This is a genomic window from Moorena producens 3L (assembly GCF_000211815.1).
GTDB classification, from domain to species: domain Bacteria; phylum Cyanobacteriota; class Cyanobacteriia; order Cyanobacteriales; family Coleofasciculaceae; genus Moorena; species Moorena producens.
Window position 1 is genome coordinate 60,051 of sequence record NZ_GL890975.1, and the last position, 18,373, is coordinate 78,423.

Below are 18,373 nucleotides of genomic sequence, written 5' to 3' on the forward strand. Positions count from 1 at the left end.
TCTCTGTTACACAGTATTCATTGTTGCTCATCCAGATAACACACTGATGCAGCTTGGCGTAAATAACCCGTCAGTTTGATATCAATATAATCCTTACTCTATGGACATTTTGAATGCAAGAATTTTGAATTTTGAATTCCGCGCAGCGGCACCAGAGCTATACCCACTCGTATTTTCGGTGGAATTCCTTGATTGCTTTTAAGACTAATCGACCCTTGCCTGCTATTTTTTTCCAGACTCCGGGGAACAGTTGATAGTCCAAGGTGACATTTCTAGTGCCAAAGGCAACTGCACTACTATGATAGAGTAACTGCTCATATTCTTCCATACTTAAAGAATAGCGGTCTGCTAACTGGGCTGATATACCTTGTTGAGCTTGAATTTGCTTCCCTTCTGGAGTCACAACCCCACTATAAAATTCGGAACAACAACCAGAGCCATAGGAAAACATCCCAATTCTGCGAGGGGTACTGAAGTCTCCATTGTCGATGGTACTGGCTAAGGATAAAAACAAAGTTGCTCCCATAATATTGCCTACCTGTTGGCAGTAGACTAATCCCGGCATTACCCTTCTTTGGAAGTCCGCTTCAATCTCTGCAGGTTTAGCTCTTTTCAACCTACGCATCATATTTCTATGAGCGCCTTTAACCATACCACCAAAAGGAGTATGAAAACTCAAATAATCAAAACTTTCTCGGTAGTCTACTCCTTCGACTCGGTTTTGATAATGTCGGTAGGCATTTTCGCAACAGTCTAGGTAAGAAAGCAAGGATAAGTCGGCATCTCCTGCTTCTGAATCGGGATTAGGTCTACAGGTATCCATGACTTCATAACCATAGTAACCGTTGCAGCCTACATCAATTTGAAAAATGTGGGGAGTATCACTGACTAAAAGAGCCACGGCTCCAGCACCACTACTGGGTTCAGCAAAAGACCAATCGTAATTGATTGCTTCTCCTCCCTCGGCAACCAGAAACCGAGAGATATCGGTGGCGATAACTAAGGCTTTGGCTCCCGGAAAGGTTTGGGACAAAATCAAGTTGATTGCCATCTGTAAGCCAGCGGTTCCTGAGTAGCAAGCTTGCTTGAGTTCAAACATGCGGCAGTTACGACTTAAGCCCAAATACTCTTGGATATAGGTGCTCATCGATTTGCCAAAGTCAATGCCTGACTCGCTGCAGGTAATCACCATTTCTATGCGCTGCTTGTCAGCATCACTCAAGCGATCGATGATGGGCTTGGCGGCATTAACCGCATAGGAAACGGGATCTTCATAGGGCAGAGAAACCGCTTTCTCTTTCATCATTAGATTGTCAAAGCGGGAGATATCCAACTGACGCGCTTGTGCCAACTTGCGCAGCTCTAATTGGGCTGCACCTCCATATACACTTAGGGCTTCAATGCCAACTTGTTGCATAGCTTTACTCCTTGCCCAGTAATAGAGCTGTATTGATGCCGCCAAAAGCAAAGCTATTGCTGATGGCATAGTTAATTTCCCCTTGAACAGCAGTTTCTTTGACCCAATTTAGGTTATCATCAATGGGGTCAACCAAATTGTGGGTTGGATGACAAAAACTAGAGTTCATTTGTAATAAAGTAGCGATCGCTTCGATAGCTCCAGCCGCAGTTAAACAGTGACCAGTCAAAGATTTAGTTGAATTAAGGAGACAATGGTCAACTCCTGTGGATTTCAGAGCAGATACTTCCGTATTGTCACCAATAGGGGAACTGGTACCATGAGTATTGACATAATCGATTTGCTCTGGTTTTAAGTCTGCCATAGCTAAAGCTGCACTCATGGCTTGTGCTTCTGCTTTTTGGGATGGTTCAGGGCTACGATTGCCAGCTAAATTTAAGCCCCAACCCAGGAGTTTTCCTTGAGAAAGTACTCCTCTTTGTTGAGCGCTGTCAGCTTTTTCTAAGACTATAACTCCACAACCTTCCCCATAAATAAAACCGTCATGGTTATGGTCAAATGGTCTACAGGCAAGCTCTGGACTATCAGCAAAACGTTCGCTACCCATAGCTCCCAAATTCATTAGTCCCTGACATTCATAGGCACAGATATCAAAGAGACTACCAACGACAATACTAATATCAGTCACCCCCGTTAAAATTTGGCGAGCTCCATGAATGATAGCGACTGCACCACTAGCAGATGCTCCACCTACGGTATAACCTTCTCCTTGAATTGGAAAGCACTGGGAAAGTAAACCCAAGATATCTGTATCCCAAACTGTCAGTCCATAAGTTGGTCGGATAAATTCTGGACGTGATTGATAACGTTGCCAAGTTTGTTGCTGATGGCGTTGTTGCAGATTGGAGCCACCGATTACTAGACCAATACGTTCTGGCTTGACTGGGGCAGAGGTTAGTTTAGCATCTTCCCAAGCCTGGGCAACAGCGAACATAGCAACTTGTCCACTCCAGGTTGCACTGCGTAACAATCCCCTATGTTGAGGAAATAGGGTTCTGACATCAAGCTCTGGTAGTTCTGCACCAATAAATTTTTTACTAGGGCTTTCCCTTCCTGGTCTTTGCAGATAACCAAATTGAGTTTTACCGGAGAATAGGGCTTCCCGGAAAGATTCAACTTCTTGGGCAATGGGAGTGACAATGCCCATACCAGTTATCTTGATGTCATTCATACACTAATACCAATTCCCGCTCCCTAAACAACAAACAACCAACAACAAATATTACAATTTTGCTGCAAATAAATCAGCAAGTTCTCCAATATTTTTAGCTCCAGCCAGTTCAATACGGGGAATATTCAAGGATAGGTCTTCCATCACCATCATGATAATTTCTGCCCGATTAACTGAATCGATACCTAATTTTTTTAAGCTATCAGTAGGTTCTAGGGGAGAATCTTCTAATTCTGGTGCTATTTCACGAGTGTATTTTTTTATTATTTTTAGTACTTGTTCTTTGCTCATATTAACTCCAATTTACTCCTAAACTGTAACCTGTTTTTTAATCTGTTGAACCAGTTTGTTTGCTTCCTGGATAGTCAACTCCTTCTTAGCTACTTTATTAAGAATCGCACGTAAGCGCAATTTTGGATCCATCTCCTCTGATGAATTTACAGGTGAACCGTTATTTGGCAAAGATTCTTGGGGATGACCTCCATTGCCATTACCTTGGAATAATTTGCTACCACCAGTAGCAGCAATTTCCTGGGCAATATATGGTGCCAGCTCTAATAAAGTAGGATAATCATACAACTTGGTGGCTTTGAGGTTTAAGTTGTAGGTTTGATTAATCGTGGTTGTCCATTCCACCCCAACGATGGAGTCTAATCCTAAATCAACAAATTTCTGGTCTTCGGCAATTTCACTCTCTTCTGTATAGAGTGCTTCGGCTAACTGCTGTTTGAGAACCTGCTTGATTTCTGATAGGTTTACCTGGGGTTGAGGCAATGGTTGTAGGGTTTTCAAAGGCTGCTGACTAACCTGGGGTTTTGTACCCTGACTTGCCAAGGTTTGGGCAATATATGCTGCTAGCTCTAATAAAGTAGGATAATCATACAACTTGGTGGCTTTGAGGTTTAAGTTGTAGGTTTGATTAATCGTGGTTGTCCATTCCACTCCAACGATGGAGTCTAAGCCTAAATCAACAAATTTCTGGTCTTCGGCAATTTCACTCTCTTCTGTATAGAGTGCTTCGGCTAACTGCTGTTTGAGAACCTGCTTGATTTCTGATAGGTTTACCTGGTTTACCTGGGGTGTCGGCAGTGGTTGTAGAGTTTTTAAAGATTGCTGAGTTTGAGAACTGGAGCTTATCGGTTTTGTACCCTGACTTGATAAGATTTGGGCGATATATCCAGACAACTCTAATAAAGTAGGATAATCATACAACTTGGTGGCTTTGAGGTTTAAGTTATAGGTCTGATTAATCGTAGTTGTCCATTCTACCCCAACGATGGAGTCTAAGCCTAAATCAACAAATTTTTGGTCTTCGGCAATTTCACTCTCTTCTGTATAGAGTGCTTCGGCTAACTGCTGTTTGAGAACCTGCTTGATTTCTGATAAGTTTACCTGGTTTACCTGGGGTGTCCGCAGCGGTTGTAAGGTTTTCAAAGGTTGCTGAGTTTGAGGAGCCGAAGAGATGCTTGGTGTTTCCTCAAAACTGATAGCTCCAGCTGCCATCCTTGCTGCTAAGGTTTGTTGCACATGAGGAATGTCTCGTAAGTAGGGAGATTTTAAACCTTTCTGGACGGCACGGGAGACCATCACTAGTACACTATCTTTGTTATAACGAGGTAGGGTTTTGTAGTACCTTGAATGCAGTTGAGAGTATTTTGAGAATAAACCCAACCGTTCCTCATCCACCCGCGTGTCATAATCTACCAGTCGAATCACAAAAGCACGACGTAACTTATGTAAGCCAGGTTTTAAGGGAACTGATTGATGTAAGACGTATTTATTGAAGAAAAAGGCATCTCCTAAGTTATACTCGTCTTCTTCATAACCATCTTTAATAGTATAATCGATTACATCTTCGGTAATTTTATTATAAATAGTGTTGGCGTTAGCCACATATTCATTCAAGTCTCCTTGGGATTCATCCCACTTAATATTATTTTTTAAATGTAAGTCAAAAACACTGTAATAGAACTGTCCTGGAAAAATCTTGGTAGATACATATTGCATCCCACCTCGATGTTCTTTAGTTATTTTATCCAAGGGGATCCAGATGGAAGCACCAAAGTCTTCGGTTTTGGTAAAGGAAAACGAACCGACTCCTACATGCCAAGGCAAGCCTTTATGGTTTGGTTCCACCGAAAACAGGGCATTGTGCATGATCATCAAGTTTTTGCCGGTGATGTAATTCAGCAGAGCCAGCTTCTCTTGGATAAAGGAAGAAACAAAATCGTATTTCACCAAGTCATAGGCATGATCATTGGTATCGATATCATCAATCCCTCCCAATTTCAAAGTTACTTTTTCCTTAGATATCTGGCTTTCCTGTTTAGCCTGATCCAAGGTTTTTTGGATAGTTTTTATCGCAGAAAAGTCAAATATTTTTTTGATTTGACAGTATCCCTTCTCTTCATACTCTTGTTTAAGTTGTTCAACTTGTTCCCGGTTCATAGTTTTTGGTTCCTTAGTTGTTTTTTGGTTAATCAAAATATCTTGATGTAGTGCTTTACCCAGGGTTTGGGTAATCTTTTCTGATTCAAGATATTGCTGAGTTATTTGAGCAGGTTCTACCTGAGTCAGTGGCACTCTCAATTGAGCCAATTCTCTTTTTGCTGGTTGTTGTTTAGCTACTGTAGTTTTGGATAAAGATAGTGACGCTGGGTTGGATAATCTCCGTTGTGGTTGCTCTATATCGGGAGCATCCGATTTTTGTATATTTATTGTAGTGCGAGCATCTTGCTCGCTTTCTTTAATTCGCGGTTGCTCTCTTTCTTTAATTCGCGGTTGTTCGCTTTCTTTAATTCCAGGGAGCATCTTGCTCCCACTACTGTTATTTGTGACTACGCTGTTTTTGCTTTGATTGTTGTCAGATGCTACCTGAGGTGCTACTTTTCCGTTTTTACCTTTATTTTTGTACTGTTGCAGATCACTGATCCAATATCTTTTCCGTTGCCAGGGATAGGTTGGTAAAACTACCTTTTGGGGAGCATCATCTGGGTAAAATCCTAACCAGTCAACCTTAACTCCCTGTACATATAACTGCCCCAAACTTTGCAGCATTTGTAACCAGTCTGGCTTACCAGGGCGTAAACTTGGCAACCAGATTTTTTTGCTTCCGATGAGACATTCCCTTCCCATAACGAGTAGAACTGGTTTAGGACCAATTTCTAAAAAGATACGAATATCTTGTTCGGCTAAAGTCTTGATGCCTGCGACAAATCTGACTGGTTTGACTACATGCTCTACCCAATAGTCAGCTGTGGCAATGCTCTTGTCTGCTATGGTTCCTGTGACGTTGGAGATTACAGGTATCCTTGGTTGATGGTAAGTGATTTGCTGGGCTACTGCGGCAAACTCTGCCAACATTGGTGTCATTAAAGGGGAATGAAAAGCATGGGATACCTGCAGCTGCTTCGTCTTAATCAATTTTGACTCTAGTTTTGTAACAATAGCTTGAATCGCTCCTGCTTCCCCAGAAATCACCACACTTTCGGGCCCGTTGATTGCAGCAATTGTCACTTGCTTGGTATGATTAGCGATCGCATCTTTTACCTGAGACTTTGATGCCATAACAGAAACCATCTCTCCACCAGCAGGTAATTGCTGCATTAACCTCCCCCGCAGGGCGATTAACTTCAAGCCATCTTCTAAACTCAAGACTCCAGCTATAGTTGCTGCCACATATTCTCCCACACTGTGACCCATCACCACCTGAGGCTTAATACCCCAAGATTCCCACAACTTGCACAAGGCATACTCTAGGGCAAACAATGTCGGTTGGGTATAGGCAGTTTGGTCTAGTAAATAGGAGTTTGAGTTTGGTGTATCTTGAGGATAAAGGACTTCTAATAACGGACGCTCCAGATAAGGACGTAGGAGTTCATCACATTGATCTAAAACTTGACGGAAAACAGGCTGAGTTTGATACAGTTGCCTTCCCATCTGCACATACTGGGAACCTTGACCAGTAAACAGAAATGCTACTTTAGCTGGACTACTACTATGGGATAGTTGTCCTGAAAATACCCCACTCTCTTCTTCCCCTGCTTGGTATTGCCGCAGTTTGTTGGTTAATTGTTGTGGGTTAGTGGCAATTATTGCTAGGCGATGATTAAAGTCAGCTCTTCCAGTATTAGCGGTGTAACATACATCTGCTAGCTCTAATTCCGGATTGGTTTCGAGATGATGCTGATAACTACTGACTAACTCTTTAAGTGCTTGCTCTTTCTTAGCAGACACAGTTAATAAGTAAGGTGGCTCCTGGCTCCTGGCTCCTGGCTCCTGGCTCCTGGCTCCTGGCTCCTGGCTCCTGCCTTCTGGTGCTTCCTCAACAATGGCGTGGGAATTAGTACCACTAAAACCAAAAGAACTTAAGGCTGCTACACGAGTTTCATCTCCCTCATATTGTTCCCATACCTTACCCTCAGTGGGAATCACCCCAGGAATCCCCGCCAAACTTATATAGGGATTCAACTGTTTCCAATGCAAGTGAGGTGGAATATACTGATTTTGCAGCGATAATACTACCTTAATTAATCCTGCAATACCGGCAGCTGCTTCCGTATGACCAATATTGGTTTTGACTGAACCAATCATCAAGGGTCGATCTGCACTACGATCCTTGCCATACACTGCTTCTATTGCCTTAATCTCCACCGGATCTCCCAAAGAAGTACCGGTACCATGAGCTTCCACATAAGATATCTGGTTAGCCGAAACTCCTGCTACCGACAACGCTCTTTTGAGTACCGCTTCTTGAGCCGATTGGTTAGGTGCTGTCAAGCCATTGCTCGCACCATCTTGGTTAATTGCTGTACCCCTAACTACTGCTAAAATTCGATCATTGTCTGCGATCGCTTGTTTCAAGGACTTGAGAACGACAACCCCACAACCTTCACTCCGCACATACCCATTGGCAGCAGCATCAAAAGTCTTACAGCGTCCATCTGGTGATAACATCCCAGCTTGAGAGAAACTGATACTCAACTCTGGAGACAACAACAAATTCACCCCTGATGCCAAAGCCAATTGACATTCACCATTGCGTATACTTTGACAAGCTAAATGAACCGCACTCAGAGATGAAGAACAAGCAGTATCTACAGTAATTGATGGTCCATTTAATTGGAAAAAGTAGGATAATCTTCCTGCACCGATAGCAGTAGAACTACCTGTAGCAAAATAGATATTTAAATCTTGCTCTTGATAATATTTGTCCTGTAAGCGTTCGTAATCGTGAAAAGCGATACCCACAAATATACCCGTTTCTGTGCCCGACAGAGATTCCGGATTAATGCCAGCATCTTCTAGTGCCTTCCAATGTTCTTCCAGCAGCAGACGCTGTTGTGGATCCATGTAGAGAGCTTCACGAGCCGAAATGCGGAAAAAATCCGGCTCAAATTTGTCAACTTCAGTTAGGAATCCCCCATAACGATTAGCTATTTTTCCTGGCTGATTTTTCTCAGGATGGTAATATTGCTCAATATCCCAACGAGTTGGAGGTACTTCCGTAATCCCATCAATACCATCATGGAGCAATGACCAATATTGTTGAGGGCTATCGGCATCTCCAGGAAACCGACAAGCCATACCAATAATTGCTACTCCATTTTCTAATTGAGCCGTTGAAAAACCGGAATCAGTTTTTATTGCCTCTGGCTTTGGTAGTACCTCAGAAACTTCCCCGCTTCTCTCTGTTGTCTCCCCTTTAAAATAACTAGCGATCGCGGCAGCAGTTCCATACTTAAAAAATAAATTAGGATCTATTTCCACTCCCAGCTTCTTCTGCAACAAGTATCTCAGTTCCAGCAACTCCAAAGATTCGATGCCCATCTCCATCAGTGCTCGCTGGGCATCAAAAGACTTTTTCTGGTGCATAACTTTACGCACACAGCTAGCCACAACTTCATCTATATCTTCTGTCAGTTTTACCTTAGTCTGCCGATTTTTTTCAACTGTCGCACCATCAAAACGTTGACGATGTTGAATATCGTAAGATACGAGAACTCCACAAGTCTGGTTTTCCCAATCTTTAGGGCGGTAACCAGGAAGCAGTTTCTCAATTTTAGCCCCATGAATCTGGTGAAATCGCAACAGCGGATCCACTAGTAACCCTGACTCATTTTTCTGGTGGATATATTCTGCCATGGGCATAGGGGAATAGTCTGGATAATTGCGACAAAGAGTTACTGCCACAACTTTTTCGACACCACTTATCTGGGCACAATACTGAAGCATAAATTCCAGCAGTCGATCTCCCAATCCCTGATTTTGCAACTCTGGCAAGATATTTACTGCCAATAATTGTACCACTACTCCTGATTCAGTATGTAATAAAGGGACTTGTGTACAAGTTTTATTATCCAAAAGTTGAGGGTTATCAATTCTTTGGGAATAGATAGCTCCAACAATCTTATCCTCAAGCTCTAAAATAAACTGCCCTTGTGGAATTTTAAAAATTCGTCTATAAATTTCTTCATTGTCAACTTGGAGATTTTCTGACCAACACAATGTCTCTAGTGCTATTAAATCACGTAAATCCTCAATTTTAGGATGGCGCAAATTGTAATAATTATTTTCAAAACAATTTAAACTAATACTTTTAATTATTGTCCTTTGCCCTAAGCATTTACCAATATCAGTCAAGCATAGATAATTCTTATTTTTATTCGATTTTTGGCTGTGTTTTTGGACTTTTATCAAACTTTTATCAGCCCATCCTTTAGCAATAAACAATCTTGATAATTCTTCTCGTATATGAGGAGTCACATTATAGAATAAAGGCTTGTCTTCATCTACTGCTAATAAATTATGCTTGTGAAGCCCTAGCATAATTGGTATTATTAAGACCCCATCTAATAAATCGGCAATTGTTCTATCATTAATATTCCACTGTTGTTGAGAAAGCTCTATCCAATTTTTAATAATACCAGGCTTTTCCTTTCCTAGTAAATAGGATTCTATGGGTAAGTTGTATAAATATAATATTTCTTCAGGAATGGACAAGTAAGCTTGACAATTGTCTTTGAGGGAGTATTCATCAGCTTCATTTTTGGATAGCCAACCTAGGGATTCCATCATTGTTAAGGCCACTTGCAAATTACCTGTATTTGCCCCTAGAGTATTAGCTATTTGCCGGTGGGTTATTCTCTTTTTTTTTATTAATTCAAATAATCCTTTTTCTCTACAGGCTAAGATTACAGGAATATAAACAAAGCCGTGTTCGTAACGATTAATTAACTCTAGCATTTTTTGATATTTATTGGTTTTACTCTGAATAGGATGTTAGTGAGCTTGGCTAGGATTTTTATGGAAATTTACTTAAAATACCATGAAATTTACAATTAAATTGAGGTTTACTACCTATGAATAATTAATAATACATTTACTCTCCCCTGATCTGGCTCTATTTGATTAGATTGTGTGTTTGGCTGGGATAACATTATTGTACAGCATAAAGTTTTTTTTATGGAGACCTTTAATGTAGTCATTTGAGCTAGTTTTTTACTTTTGATTTTTGAGTAGTCCTAAATATGTAATGATATTATTTGCTACATTCATTTAATTTTCAGAAGGTAGACTAGAAAAATCATTACTTGTTTCCCATTTTGCCTAGCTGAAAAGAATCTATTGTCACATCTATATTTAGTTTACATCAAACTGTCTCCTTAATTTTTACGGTTTGCTAAGTAGGCCTTGGTAATCCATGGGTACGCTTATCTAACCCAGTAAGGATAACTACGGAGAGATTGCTCCCTACATATTTCATTTTTTCATTGACCAACGCTGTTGGCTAAGTAATTTATTCAATTTTCATATAAATATACATTTCCCATCAGTCCCATGTCGTGGAAAGTCAGCAACCAACCTACTACAATTGTTTGCTGGCTATGTCCGAACGCTTGCTTAATCATCCGCTGATTGTGTAGCAGATTACCCTGACTCACCATTACTCCCTTGGGTGTCCCGGTAGAGCCGGAAGTTTACAGGAGTTAGGCATGGCTACTGCTGTAATGGCTTGGTTGAGACCAGTTCAACCCAAAGTCGCGTACGCATTTATTGTAGACTCGCAAATGCAACTTCCCCAGAGCTGGATGCTGGGCTCGGCGAGCTGGTTAACTCGGTCATAACAGATGTGGTAGTTAGGGCAAACCTAGCCTCTGCATAGGTATGCTTACGCTAACCACCGAGACAGATTTTGACTGCGTCGGGGTGGTGGATATGTGGGCACTGCAATTACGCCAGCGTACAAGCACCCAAACAAAGCAGCAATGAAGTCTATACCTGGTGGTACTACTAGCTCGCGCTCGTTCCCCCGTTGCCCCCAGAGACGGCAACTGACAGGCGTACGCCCTTGAGCGTTGGTCTAATACCTCATCGGTGATACGATCAGTTTCTTCTTCCCCTTTTTCATTGAAGGTATAAGCGATTTGATCTGGCTGATAATGGGCTCTATACCGCAACAACTCTACCAGATTGTCAAACTTCTCGTCAAGGTCTGAACATCTGATATTTCCAAAGTTTCAAGCTCCTTTATAAATAGCGTTTTTCAAGGCTTATTTGCTCCCTTTCAACAGTTTTTTACTGTTTTCACTATACTTAAGTGTACTTAGGTTTATGAGCATTGAGAGTCCCCTAAATTAGGCACCATGAGAAATTTAGCACGAAAAAAATAACCTGTCAACCCTAATCGTAAATAAATTCTGCTTGACTCTCGTCCAACCATAGCAGCTATATAAAACCTAAGTACTCTGACATCTAGGAGTACTCACTAGCAGTAATCCATTGATTAAGGTACTTTCATCCTAGGTTTTAGGGAGTAGGAAGTAGAGAGTAGGGAAAAAATGCTCTATATCTGATTACCAAGAGAAACGCTATTAATTTTTTTTTTTTTTGAACTGTGTTAAGAAAATTAAAGTTGCTCAAACCGTTGCTGTTCCCTATTCCGAGACCCAAAGTTTCCAACTCTTAACAGTCCACTTTACTTGTCTGGGAGGCGTAACTATTAGGCCATTGGTGACAAGTTCAACAAAAATGCCGTATGTCAAGTCTTGATTAATAAATATTTATAAAACTTTCAATTGCTTTGTGTAATTAGGATAGGGGTATTTAGCTCCATGGCGTAAGTATGAAGAACAGTTTTTGCCCTAGGTATTGATAATAATGGGTACGCTAGTCATTCCTCATGGGTACACGCCCGTCCCCGGGCAGTAGCGGATCGCCTCTGACCAAAAATTTTGGGTCTCAAGCCCCGTCCTTCCCTGGATAGAAACCTTAGATAGGGTCGCCTTATTCAATAAGTTTTAACCCTTTTCCCCATAGCCTGCCTCGGAAGTTACCGTAAGAATGAAGGAGCCTTAAGTAGCTAAGGGTAGAAAAGCTCATGTATGTAACACATTATGAAGGAGCTAACTTCGAGGGAAATCTGAATCGTTCTGCCTGATATCCACCAACCTCAGCTCTAGCATTGACGCCATCAATGACTGCATAAGCTAGGGCCAGTTCATCTTCAAACATTTGACCCACCAATTCATGGGTTTTTAACTGATGCCATTCGGATTCAATCGGATTCATCTCTGAGCAATATTTCGGTAAAAAGAACAGATATAGCCCTTGAGCTTCCCACTGAGCCCATTTCTCTCTCACCTGTTTGCTGGTATGAACCGGACCATTGTCCTGGACAATCACCCGGAGCCGACCGGTTTGATCGAGTTGTTGCTTGGCCTGACGAGCTTGTTCATCCATCATCGTGATGTAGCGCTCCCCGTTGAAACTGCCCACCACCAGTCCATAGACAAAGCTCACGCTTAGGTTGTAGCAATCCCAAAATGCTAATGCGTCTTCCTTTGCGGGCTGTCTGTTCAAGGCGCTTTTGCTCACCTCTAAAGAAATAGCTGTGTTCTACGGGCATCCACATACAAAATCCCGACTCATCGAGATAGAATAAGTCGATTTCTCCTACTGCCGCTGACCATTGCAACATCTCTAGGTCGGCTTGCTTGGTTGCCTTTTCTATAGGGTCTTGCTTCCCTCTGTGACTTTGGCGAGTACGCTTCCAAATCACCCCCTTTTTTTAAGCACTCGTCTGAGGTGATCCGGGCTCAACTTAACATGACGGTCATTAGCCAGCTTTTGGGCTAACTGTTTGCTATTGTAGGTGCGTTCCTCCTGGCGTAAGCAGGATTCTAGATATTCAATATCCTCAGGCTGCCAACGCTTCTGGGCTCCGGGTCTAGGAGCATCCCATAGTCCCCCCAAGCCTTTGTGTTGCCATCGATGAATGACCTCACGGACAGTTCGAACATTCCAGCCGAAATAGGCAGCAATTTTCTCTACATACAGGCCCTGATGGTTTAAACGAATTACTTGCGCTCGGTCTTTGACTCGCTGGGGAACCGTAGTGGCAGTGCGAAGTTCAAATAAAGTGCGCTCAAGTTCGGCACAGAGGAAAGATTCTTAAGCGTGCGCCCATAGTGAATGCTTCTTAGCATTGAAAGTATTATTGCTTTATTTAACTTAACATACCTGAGCTTTTCAAGCCCGACCTACTTATTACAAGAGACTTAACCCTTCTATGCATAGCCAGTTACCCATAAAGGCTCCTTCATTCTAAGGTTTCGTCTTTAACCATAAAGGCGACCCTATCTTACGGTAACTTGGCCTATGGCCACGCTTGGCCTATGGCCACGCCAAAGGCGAACGCGAACAACGGACGGCTTTCTCTTTTTGTGTTCTACTTTACCCAGAGTTGTCCCACGTCAACAATGAAGGTCTTAGAGTTCAAGGTCAAGGGAAAGAAAGCTCAATATGCCGCGATTGATGAGGCGATCCGCACCGGTCAATTTGTCCGCAATAAGTGCCTCCGCTACTGGATGGACAATAAAGGGTGCGATTCGTTAGTTAGAAACCTTATCTAAACAAAGATTTGGGGGATTAACTGCTTGGCTCAATAAAGAGCCATGATAACTTGATAACCATGATGGTGAAATTCCATCCCTCGTGAAATCCGAGTGACAACCTTACCCTGATTCATGAACATAACAAACTCATGGATTAATGCCAGGGTCAAACGTCAAAACATCCTTTAACCTGACCGATGTATTTGATAGGTAAAGAACTCATGGGTACGAAAGGAAGATACATCAGAATCATCGTTAGTCCAATGTAGCGAAATAAGGTTGAAACGCTACAGACAAAAGTCAATGGAATTAAGTTGATAAGATTCCTTTTTCTTATAAAGATTTCCGAAATAATTCCCGGTGAATAGTATCACCCTAAAAGTTCAAAGAATGGTTATCAGGAACGAAGTAACTCCCATATGTACTCTCAGTAAGGTCGATTATTGAGTAGGTAGTTAGCCGCATGTCCTATGGGGGCAAGATTGAGTCAGAAGCAAATGCCTAAGGTAACATTTAGGATACGCAGACGGACTCACGTTATAGGAAAAGATATAGTTGTAAATAGCAATTGATATGTCTAATACTCTGGGATTTTCCCAAAAGTCGGAATGGAATAAGGTCAACTGGCGCAAGCTAGAAAAAACCCTATTTAAGTTGCAAAAGCGATGCAGCGCGGTCTTGGGGGTTTCCCCCATGAGCGACTGCATCAAGACAACGAATATATCGAGCCTCTGTTCGTGGTGATGTTCGCGTGGTAAGAAAGTTGCAAAAGACTCTGATGAAGTCCTGGACTGCCAAAATGATAGCGGTCAGAAAAGTCACTCAGGAAAATAGAGGTAAAAAGACTGCCGGAATAGATGGGGTCAAAGCTTTAACCAACAAGCAACGCCTCGTCTTAGTAGCCAACCTCAAAACCTCCAAAAAGGCGAAGCCAACCAGAAGGGTATGGATACCTAAACCTGGACGGAAAGAAAAACGCCCACTGGGAATACCGACCATGTATGACCGCGCATTACAGGCACTCGCCAAACAGGCTTTAGAACCTGAATGGGAAGCAAAATTTGAACCTAACTCATACGGGTTTAGACCAGGACGCTCATGTCATGATACTATCGAAGCAATATTCAACTCCATCAGAAGCAAACCAAAATGGGTGCTAGATGCAGATATTGCTAAATGCTTCGATAAAATCAACCATAAAACCCTAATATCAAAACTAAATACTTATCCATCCATGAGACGTCTAATAAAGTCCTGGCTTAAAGCTGGTGTGATGGATAATGGAACATTCTCACCTACAAAAGAGGGCACTCCCCAAGGTGGAGTAATATCTCCACTTCTGGCGAACATAGCCCTCCACGGCATGGAAAAGGTTGTATGGGATTTTGCCGATTCTGTTAAAGGCAAAAAGACCTATTACAAAAAAGGATTAAACCTAATCAGATATGCTGATGATTTCGTAATACTACACCAAGACCAGAAAGTGATAGAAGAATGTCAAAGGGTCATAAACGAATGGTTAAAAGACATGGGATTGGAATTAAAACCAAGTAAAACACAAATAATCCATAGTTTTGACGGATTTGACTTCTTAGGATTCAATATACGTCAATATCATGTAGGAAAAAACCACTCAAAACAAGGTTTTAAAACCATCATCAAACCATCAAAAGAAAAAGTTCTAGAACATTATGGGCAACTCTCAAACACTATCAACCGTCATAGAGCTGCCCCCCAGGATATATTAATATACAACCTTAAACCCATTATAAGAGGATGGTGTAATTACTACAGCTCAGTATGTAGTAAAGAAACATTCAAAGGGTTAGACCATAAACTCTGGAACAAATTACAAAGATGGGGATACAGGAGACATCCAAAGAAATCCAAGACCTGGGTAAACCATAAATATTGGGGAACTCTAGAAGAGGACAATTGGGTATTCATGACTTTGGATAACTACCTACCCAAACATGGTAAAACACCCATAATCAGGCACACCAAAGTCAAAGAATCCAGAAGTCCCTACGACGGAAACCTAATATACTGGAATACCAGAATGAGAAAACATCCTGAGATGACCACTCAGAAGGGAAGGCTTTTAGAACGGCAAGAAGGGTTTGAAGTTACCGTAAGATAGTGGAGCCTTTATAGTTGGTAGGTTATGCGTAAAAGGTTGAAGTCTTTTGTAGTAAGGCGACCCTATCTAAGGTTTCGTTTCCGGAAATGTGCTCATTGTGGTCTTACTTTCAGGGATGGAGATTCATTGGAAAAACATCATATTATACCACGCGCACTAGGTGGAAATAACCTAGATAAAAATCTAGAATTACTACACCTTCACTGTCACGACGCCAAACACGGGACAAAAATCGACGCCTCCGAGCTAGATGAAAACCCGTTCTAGAGGTACCAATGACAATGGTTCCTATAATGAGGAGCCGTATGATGCGAAAGTATCACGTACGGTTCTGAAGACGAGTCGGTGGGGCGACTCACCGGCTTAGTTTAATTGTAGGACAAAAAGAGCTGTATCGTCATAATACTTGGCTTAGAGCTGAGTATCCCTTTGTAAAAGACTTGAACTCTCACGCATGTCAAGCTTCGGTCGAAAGAGCTTATAGCTCAATCGCTAGATTTTACGATAAATGCAAAAAGAAAGCCCCCGGTAAAAAGGGATATCCCAAGTTCAAAAATTTCTCCCGATTCGGCGTAGCCGACGCTGCGCGAACAGTTGAATACAAGACATCAGGGTGGAAATTATCAGGGGATGCTAAGTCGATAAACTTCTTAGACAAGAAAGGTATCGGGAAACTGAAACTGAAAGGGACTTGGGAGTTGTGGCGTTACGATTCGGCAAAGCCGACGCTACGGAAAAGCTAACCCGCGCGGGTTAGATTGGTTCGCCGTGCAGATGGCTATTATGTTCAGTTGTGTATAAAGGAATCTCTAGAACCTTCTCATAAAAATCTAGATAGCAGGAAACCCCGTGTCTTTAGACCGGGGAGGAATGCTCACAGTGGCTAAAGCCACCTAAGAGAAACTATCCATGATGAGGATCATTAATGTATCTTTGGATAGTTTCAATGCTAACCTTACCTGCCGTTGAGAAGAAATAACTGTTAGTCCAAAGAGATGGAAGTTTCTTTAGATCAGGAAACTCTTTTCTTAGGTAGTTGGCGCTTCTCCCTTTGAAAGCCCTTACGACTTGATATATCGCATCTGTGGGATTGATTTCGACGAATAAATGGATCTGGTCTGGTGCTACTTCAAGAACTTTGATATTCCAATTTTTATCTAGAGCTATCTCAGCGAATATTTCGTAAATTATATCTCGAATTTTATCCACAAGTACTTTTTTGCTTTTCGGGAACCATACAAGGTTAACAGTACAAATACCCACTGCGTGATTGTAATGCCTATATCCAAAACTATTCTTTATCAATTTATTTGACTTCCGGACTTGCTGTTGTTATTAATGTAGTTTTTTATAAAAATAACGACAACTTAATATGAGATCGATAATGGCTAAAACCAATAAACAGATAGGGGTGCAGCAAATAAATATTGTTGCACCTAGATCAAGAGACAGAAGCGATGGTTGAGTATCTTTGCCGCCAATCAGGCAAGCTCTACAATATGGGGGTTTACTCTGCCCGGCAAATCTTCTTTAAGACAGGCCGATTGCTGACAGGTAAATTCGACTTGATATACGAAGAAAGCATAGGAAAAAACTTAATAGCTAAGTCGCTTCCTTCAACACCAGCACAACAAACGTTATTAAGCGTAACTGAAAGCTTTAAAGGCTACAATAAACTAAGAGATATTTGGTTCAATGGGCAATTACAAAGCAAACCAAAACCTCCTGGATATCTCAAAGGAGCGAAACTGTTCAAGGTAAGTTACCCTAACTCGGGCGGCCAGAAGCCCAAGGTTATAAATGGTAATCTCAGATTTGCCCTTGGGCTGACTGTAAAAAGGTGGTTTGACATTAAATATTTTGAAATTCATTTCCCTACTAACCTAGAGGGTATAAAAATAAAGGAATGGACTATTTTGCCCAAAAATGGAGCTTTCTACTTAGAGATTTCCTATGAGCTTCTTGAATGGTACAAAGGCACGCAATTAAACAATAAATAAGCCCTTTCTATAGATTTCGGAACCGCTGACAATTTAGCAGCCTGTGTTGATACACTAGGGAATTCTTTTCTCGTTGACTCCCGAGCCATTAAGGCTTACAACCAGCTTTGGAATAAGCAAGTATCGACAAGAAAAGAAGGAAAGTCCCAGGACTATTGGGATGAATGGCTTGATCGAGTTACCCGTAAACGGAATCACAGAATTAGAGACGGGATAAACAAGGCAGCTAAACTTATCGTCGATCACTGCTTAAAAAATTCCATTGGCACAATTGTAGTGGGCTGGAATGAAGGCTTTAAAAGTAGGGCAAAAATGGGGATAATAAACAATCAAAAGTTTGTTCAAATTCCTCTTGGAAAGCTCAAAGATAGACTTGAGCAACTATGCCAGATCCATCCCATTCAATTAGAGATAACAGAAGAAGCATACACCAGTAAGGCTAGCTATCTCGACGGAGACTCCCTGCCTGAGTTTGGACAAAAACCGAACGGGTGGAAAGCGTCAGGAAAGCGTCTTAAACGTGGTCTTTACAAAAGTGGTGATGGTTCAATTGTAAATGCCGATTTAAACGGTAGTGCAAACATTCTTAGAAAAGTAGCTAGAAAGCTAGACATTGATCTTAGCCGACGCTCGTTGACGGCCTTTGACGACCGTAGCAAGGATTAGATTGTGGGAGCTACCTCAGTCTAG

At 41.7% G+C, this 18,373-nt stretch carries 8 protein-coding genes and 5 pseudogenes; 6 read left to right on the forward strand and 7 right to left on the reverse strand.

Features of this window, described 5'->3' with window-relative positions; translation table 11 throughout:
* Window positions 1-157: 157 nt before the first annotated feature.
* The 6 genes and pseudogenes from LYNGBM3L_RS33235 to LYNGBM3L_RS39265 all read right to left on the reverse strand — a co-directional run bounded on the left by LYNGBM3L_RS33235 (window position 158) and on the right by LYNGBM3L_RS39265 (window position 13,116).
* On the reverse strand, window positions 158-1,417 hold the full coding sequence (locus tag LYNGBM3L_RS33235; RefSeq protein WP_008191809.1) for a hydroxymethylglutaryl-CoA synthase family protein: 1,260 nt from the start codon (window positions 1,415-1,417) through the stop codon (window positions 158-160).
* Window positions 1,418-1,421: 4 nt separating this feature from the next.
* Entirely contained in the window at window positions 1,422-2,648 is a 1,227-nt protein-coding gene (locus tag LYNGBM3L_RS33240; protein ID WP_008191812.1) for a beta-ketoacyl synthase N-terminal-like domain-containing protein, read from the reverse strand.
* Window positions 2,649-2,699: 51 nt separating this feature from the next.
* Window positions 2,700-2,939: an acyl carrier protein gene (locus LYNGBM3L_RS33245; protein ID WP_008191815.1), complete on the reverse strand. Its 240-nt coding sequence runs from the start codon at window positions 2,937-2,939 to the stop codon at window positions 2,700-2,702.
* 18 nt (window positions 2,940-2,957) lie between these two features.
* A complete protein-coding gene (locus tag LYNGBM3L_RS35215; RefSeq protein ID WP_008191817.1) occupies window positions 2,958-9,893 on the reverse strand; it encodes a type I polyketide synthase in 6,936 nt (2,311 codons plus the stop codon).
* A 557-nt stretch (window positions 9,894-10,450) separates the two neighbouring features.
* Window positions 10,451-10,615, reverse strand: a pseudogene (locus tag LYNGBM3L_RS37685) (AMP-binding protein); the annotation flags it as partial.
* Between the two features lie 1,426 nt (window positions 10,616-12,041).
* Window positions 12,042-13,116, reverse strand: a pseudogene (locus LYNGBM3L_RS39265) (IS630 family transposase).
* Between the two features lie 292 nt (window positions 13,117-13,408).
* Here LYNGBM3L_RS39265 and LYNGBM3L_RS50740 point away from each other — a divergent pair.
* From LYNGBM3L_RS50740 to LYNGBM3L_RS33275, 4 genes and pseudogenes are all read left to right on the forward strand, one after another.
* Entirely contained in the window at window positions 13,409-13,561 is a 153-nt protein-coding gene (locus LYNGBM3L_RS50740) for a hypothetical protein (RefSeq protein WP_353814701.1), read from the forward strand.
* Window positions 13,562-14,116: 555 nt separating this feature from the next.
* A pseudogene (ltrA, locus tag LYNGBM3L_RS33270) lies at window positions 14,117-15,662 on the forward strand (group II intron reverse transcriptase/maturase); the annotation flags it as partial.
* A gap of 105 nt (window positions 15,663-15,767) precedes the next feature.
* A pseudogene (locus tag LYNGBM3L_RS37690) lies at window positions 15,768-15,950 on the forward strand (HNH endonuclease); the annotation flags it as partial.
* 107 nt (window positions 15,951-16,057) lie between these two features.
* Window positions 16,058-16,516: pseudogene (locus tag LYNGBM3L_RS33275) on the forward strand (RNA-guided endonuclease TnpB family protein); the annotation flags it as partial.
* 70 nt (window positions 16,517-16,586) lie between these two features.
* Here the strand turns inward: LYNGBM3L_RS33275 and tnpA are convergent.
* Window positions 16,587-16,988, reverse strand: coding sequence for an IS200/IS605 family transposase (tnpA, locus tag LYNGBM3L_RS33280; protein WP_008191833.1), 402 nt, complete (start codon window positions 16,986-16,988; stop codon window positions 16,587-16,589).
* Between the two features lie 152 nt (window positions 16,989-17,140).
* On the opposite strand from tnpA, the gene LYNGBM3L_RS48195 reads away from it, so the two are divergent.
* Both LYNGBM3L_RS48195 and LYNGBM3L_RS48200 read left to right on the forward strand, forming a co-directional pair.
* Window positions 17,141-17,683 carry a hypothetical protein gene (locus tag LYNGBM3L_RS48195; protein WP_229414783.1) on the forward strand — a complete coding sequence of 181 codons (543 nt, stop codon included), beginning with the start codon at window positions 17,141-17,143 and terminating at the stop codon, window positions 17,681-17,683.
* 9 nt (window positions 17,684-17,692) lie between these two features.
* Window positions 17,693-18,349, forward strand: coding sequence for an IS200/IS605 family accessory protein TnpB-related protein (locus LYNGBM3L_RS48200; protein ID WP_081431932.1), 657 nt, complete (start codon window positions 17,693-17,695; stop codon window positions 18,347-18,349).
* The last annotated feature ends 24 nt before the right edge of the window (window positions 18,350-18,373 follow it).

Excerpts from the sequence above, each read along its gene's own strand:
- LYNGBM3L_RS50740 (WP_353814701.1), top strand. The coding sequence starts at position 13,409 with ATGAAGGTCTTAGAGTTCAAGGTCAAGGGAAAGAAAGCTCAATATGCC.
- LYNGBM3L_RS33245 (WP_008191815.1), bottom strand. The coding sequence starts at position 2,939 with ATGAGCAAAGAACAAGTACTAAAAATAATAAAAAAATACACTCGTGAA.
- LYNGBM3L_RS33235 (WP_008191809.1), bottom strand. The coding sequence starts at position 1,417 with ATGCAACAAGTTGGCATTGAAGCCCTAAGTGTATATGGAGGTGCAGCC.
- LYNGBM3L_RS33240 (WP_008191812.1), bottom strand. The coding sequence starts at position 2,648 with ATGAATGACATCAAGATAACTGGTATGGGCATTGTCACTCCCATTGCC.
- LYNGBM3L_RS35215 (WP_008191817.1), bottom strand. The coding sequence starts at position 9,893 with ATGCTAGAGTTAATTAATCGTTACGAACACGGCTTTGTTTATATTCCT.
- LYNGBM3L_RS48195 (WP_229414783.1), top strand. The coding sequence starts at position 17,141 with ATGGTTGAGTATCTTTGCCGCCAATCAGGCAAGCTCTACAATATGGGG.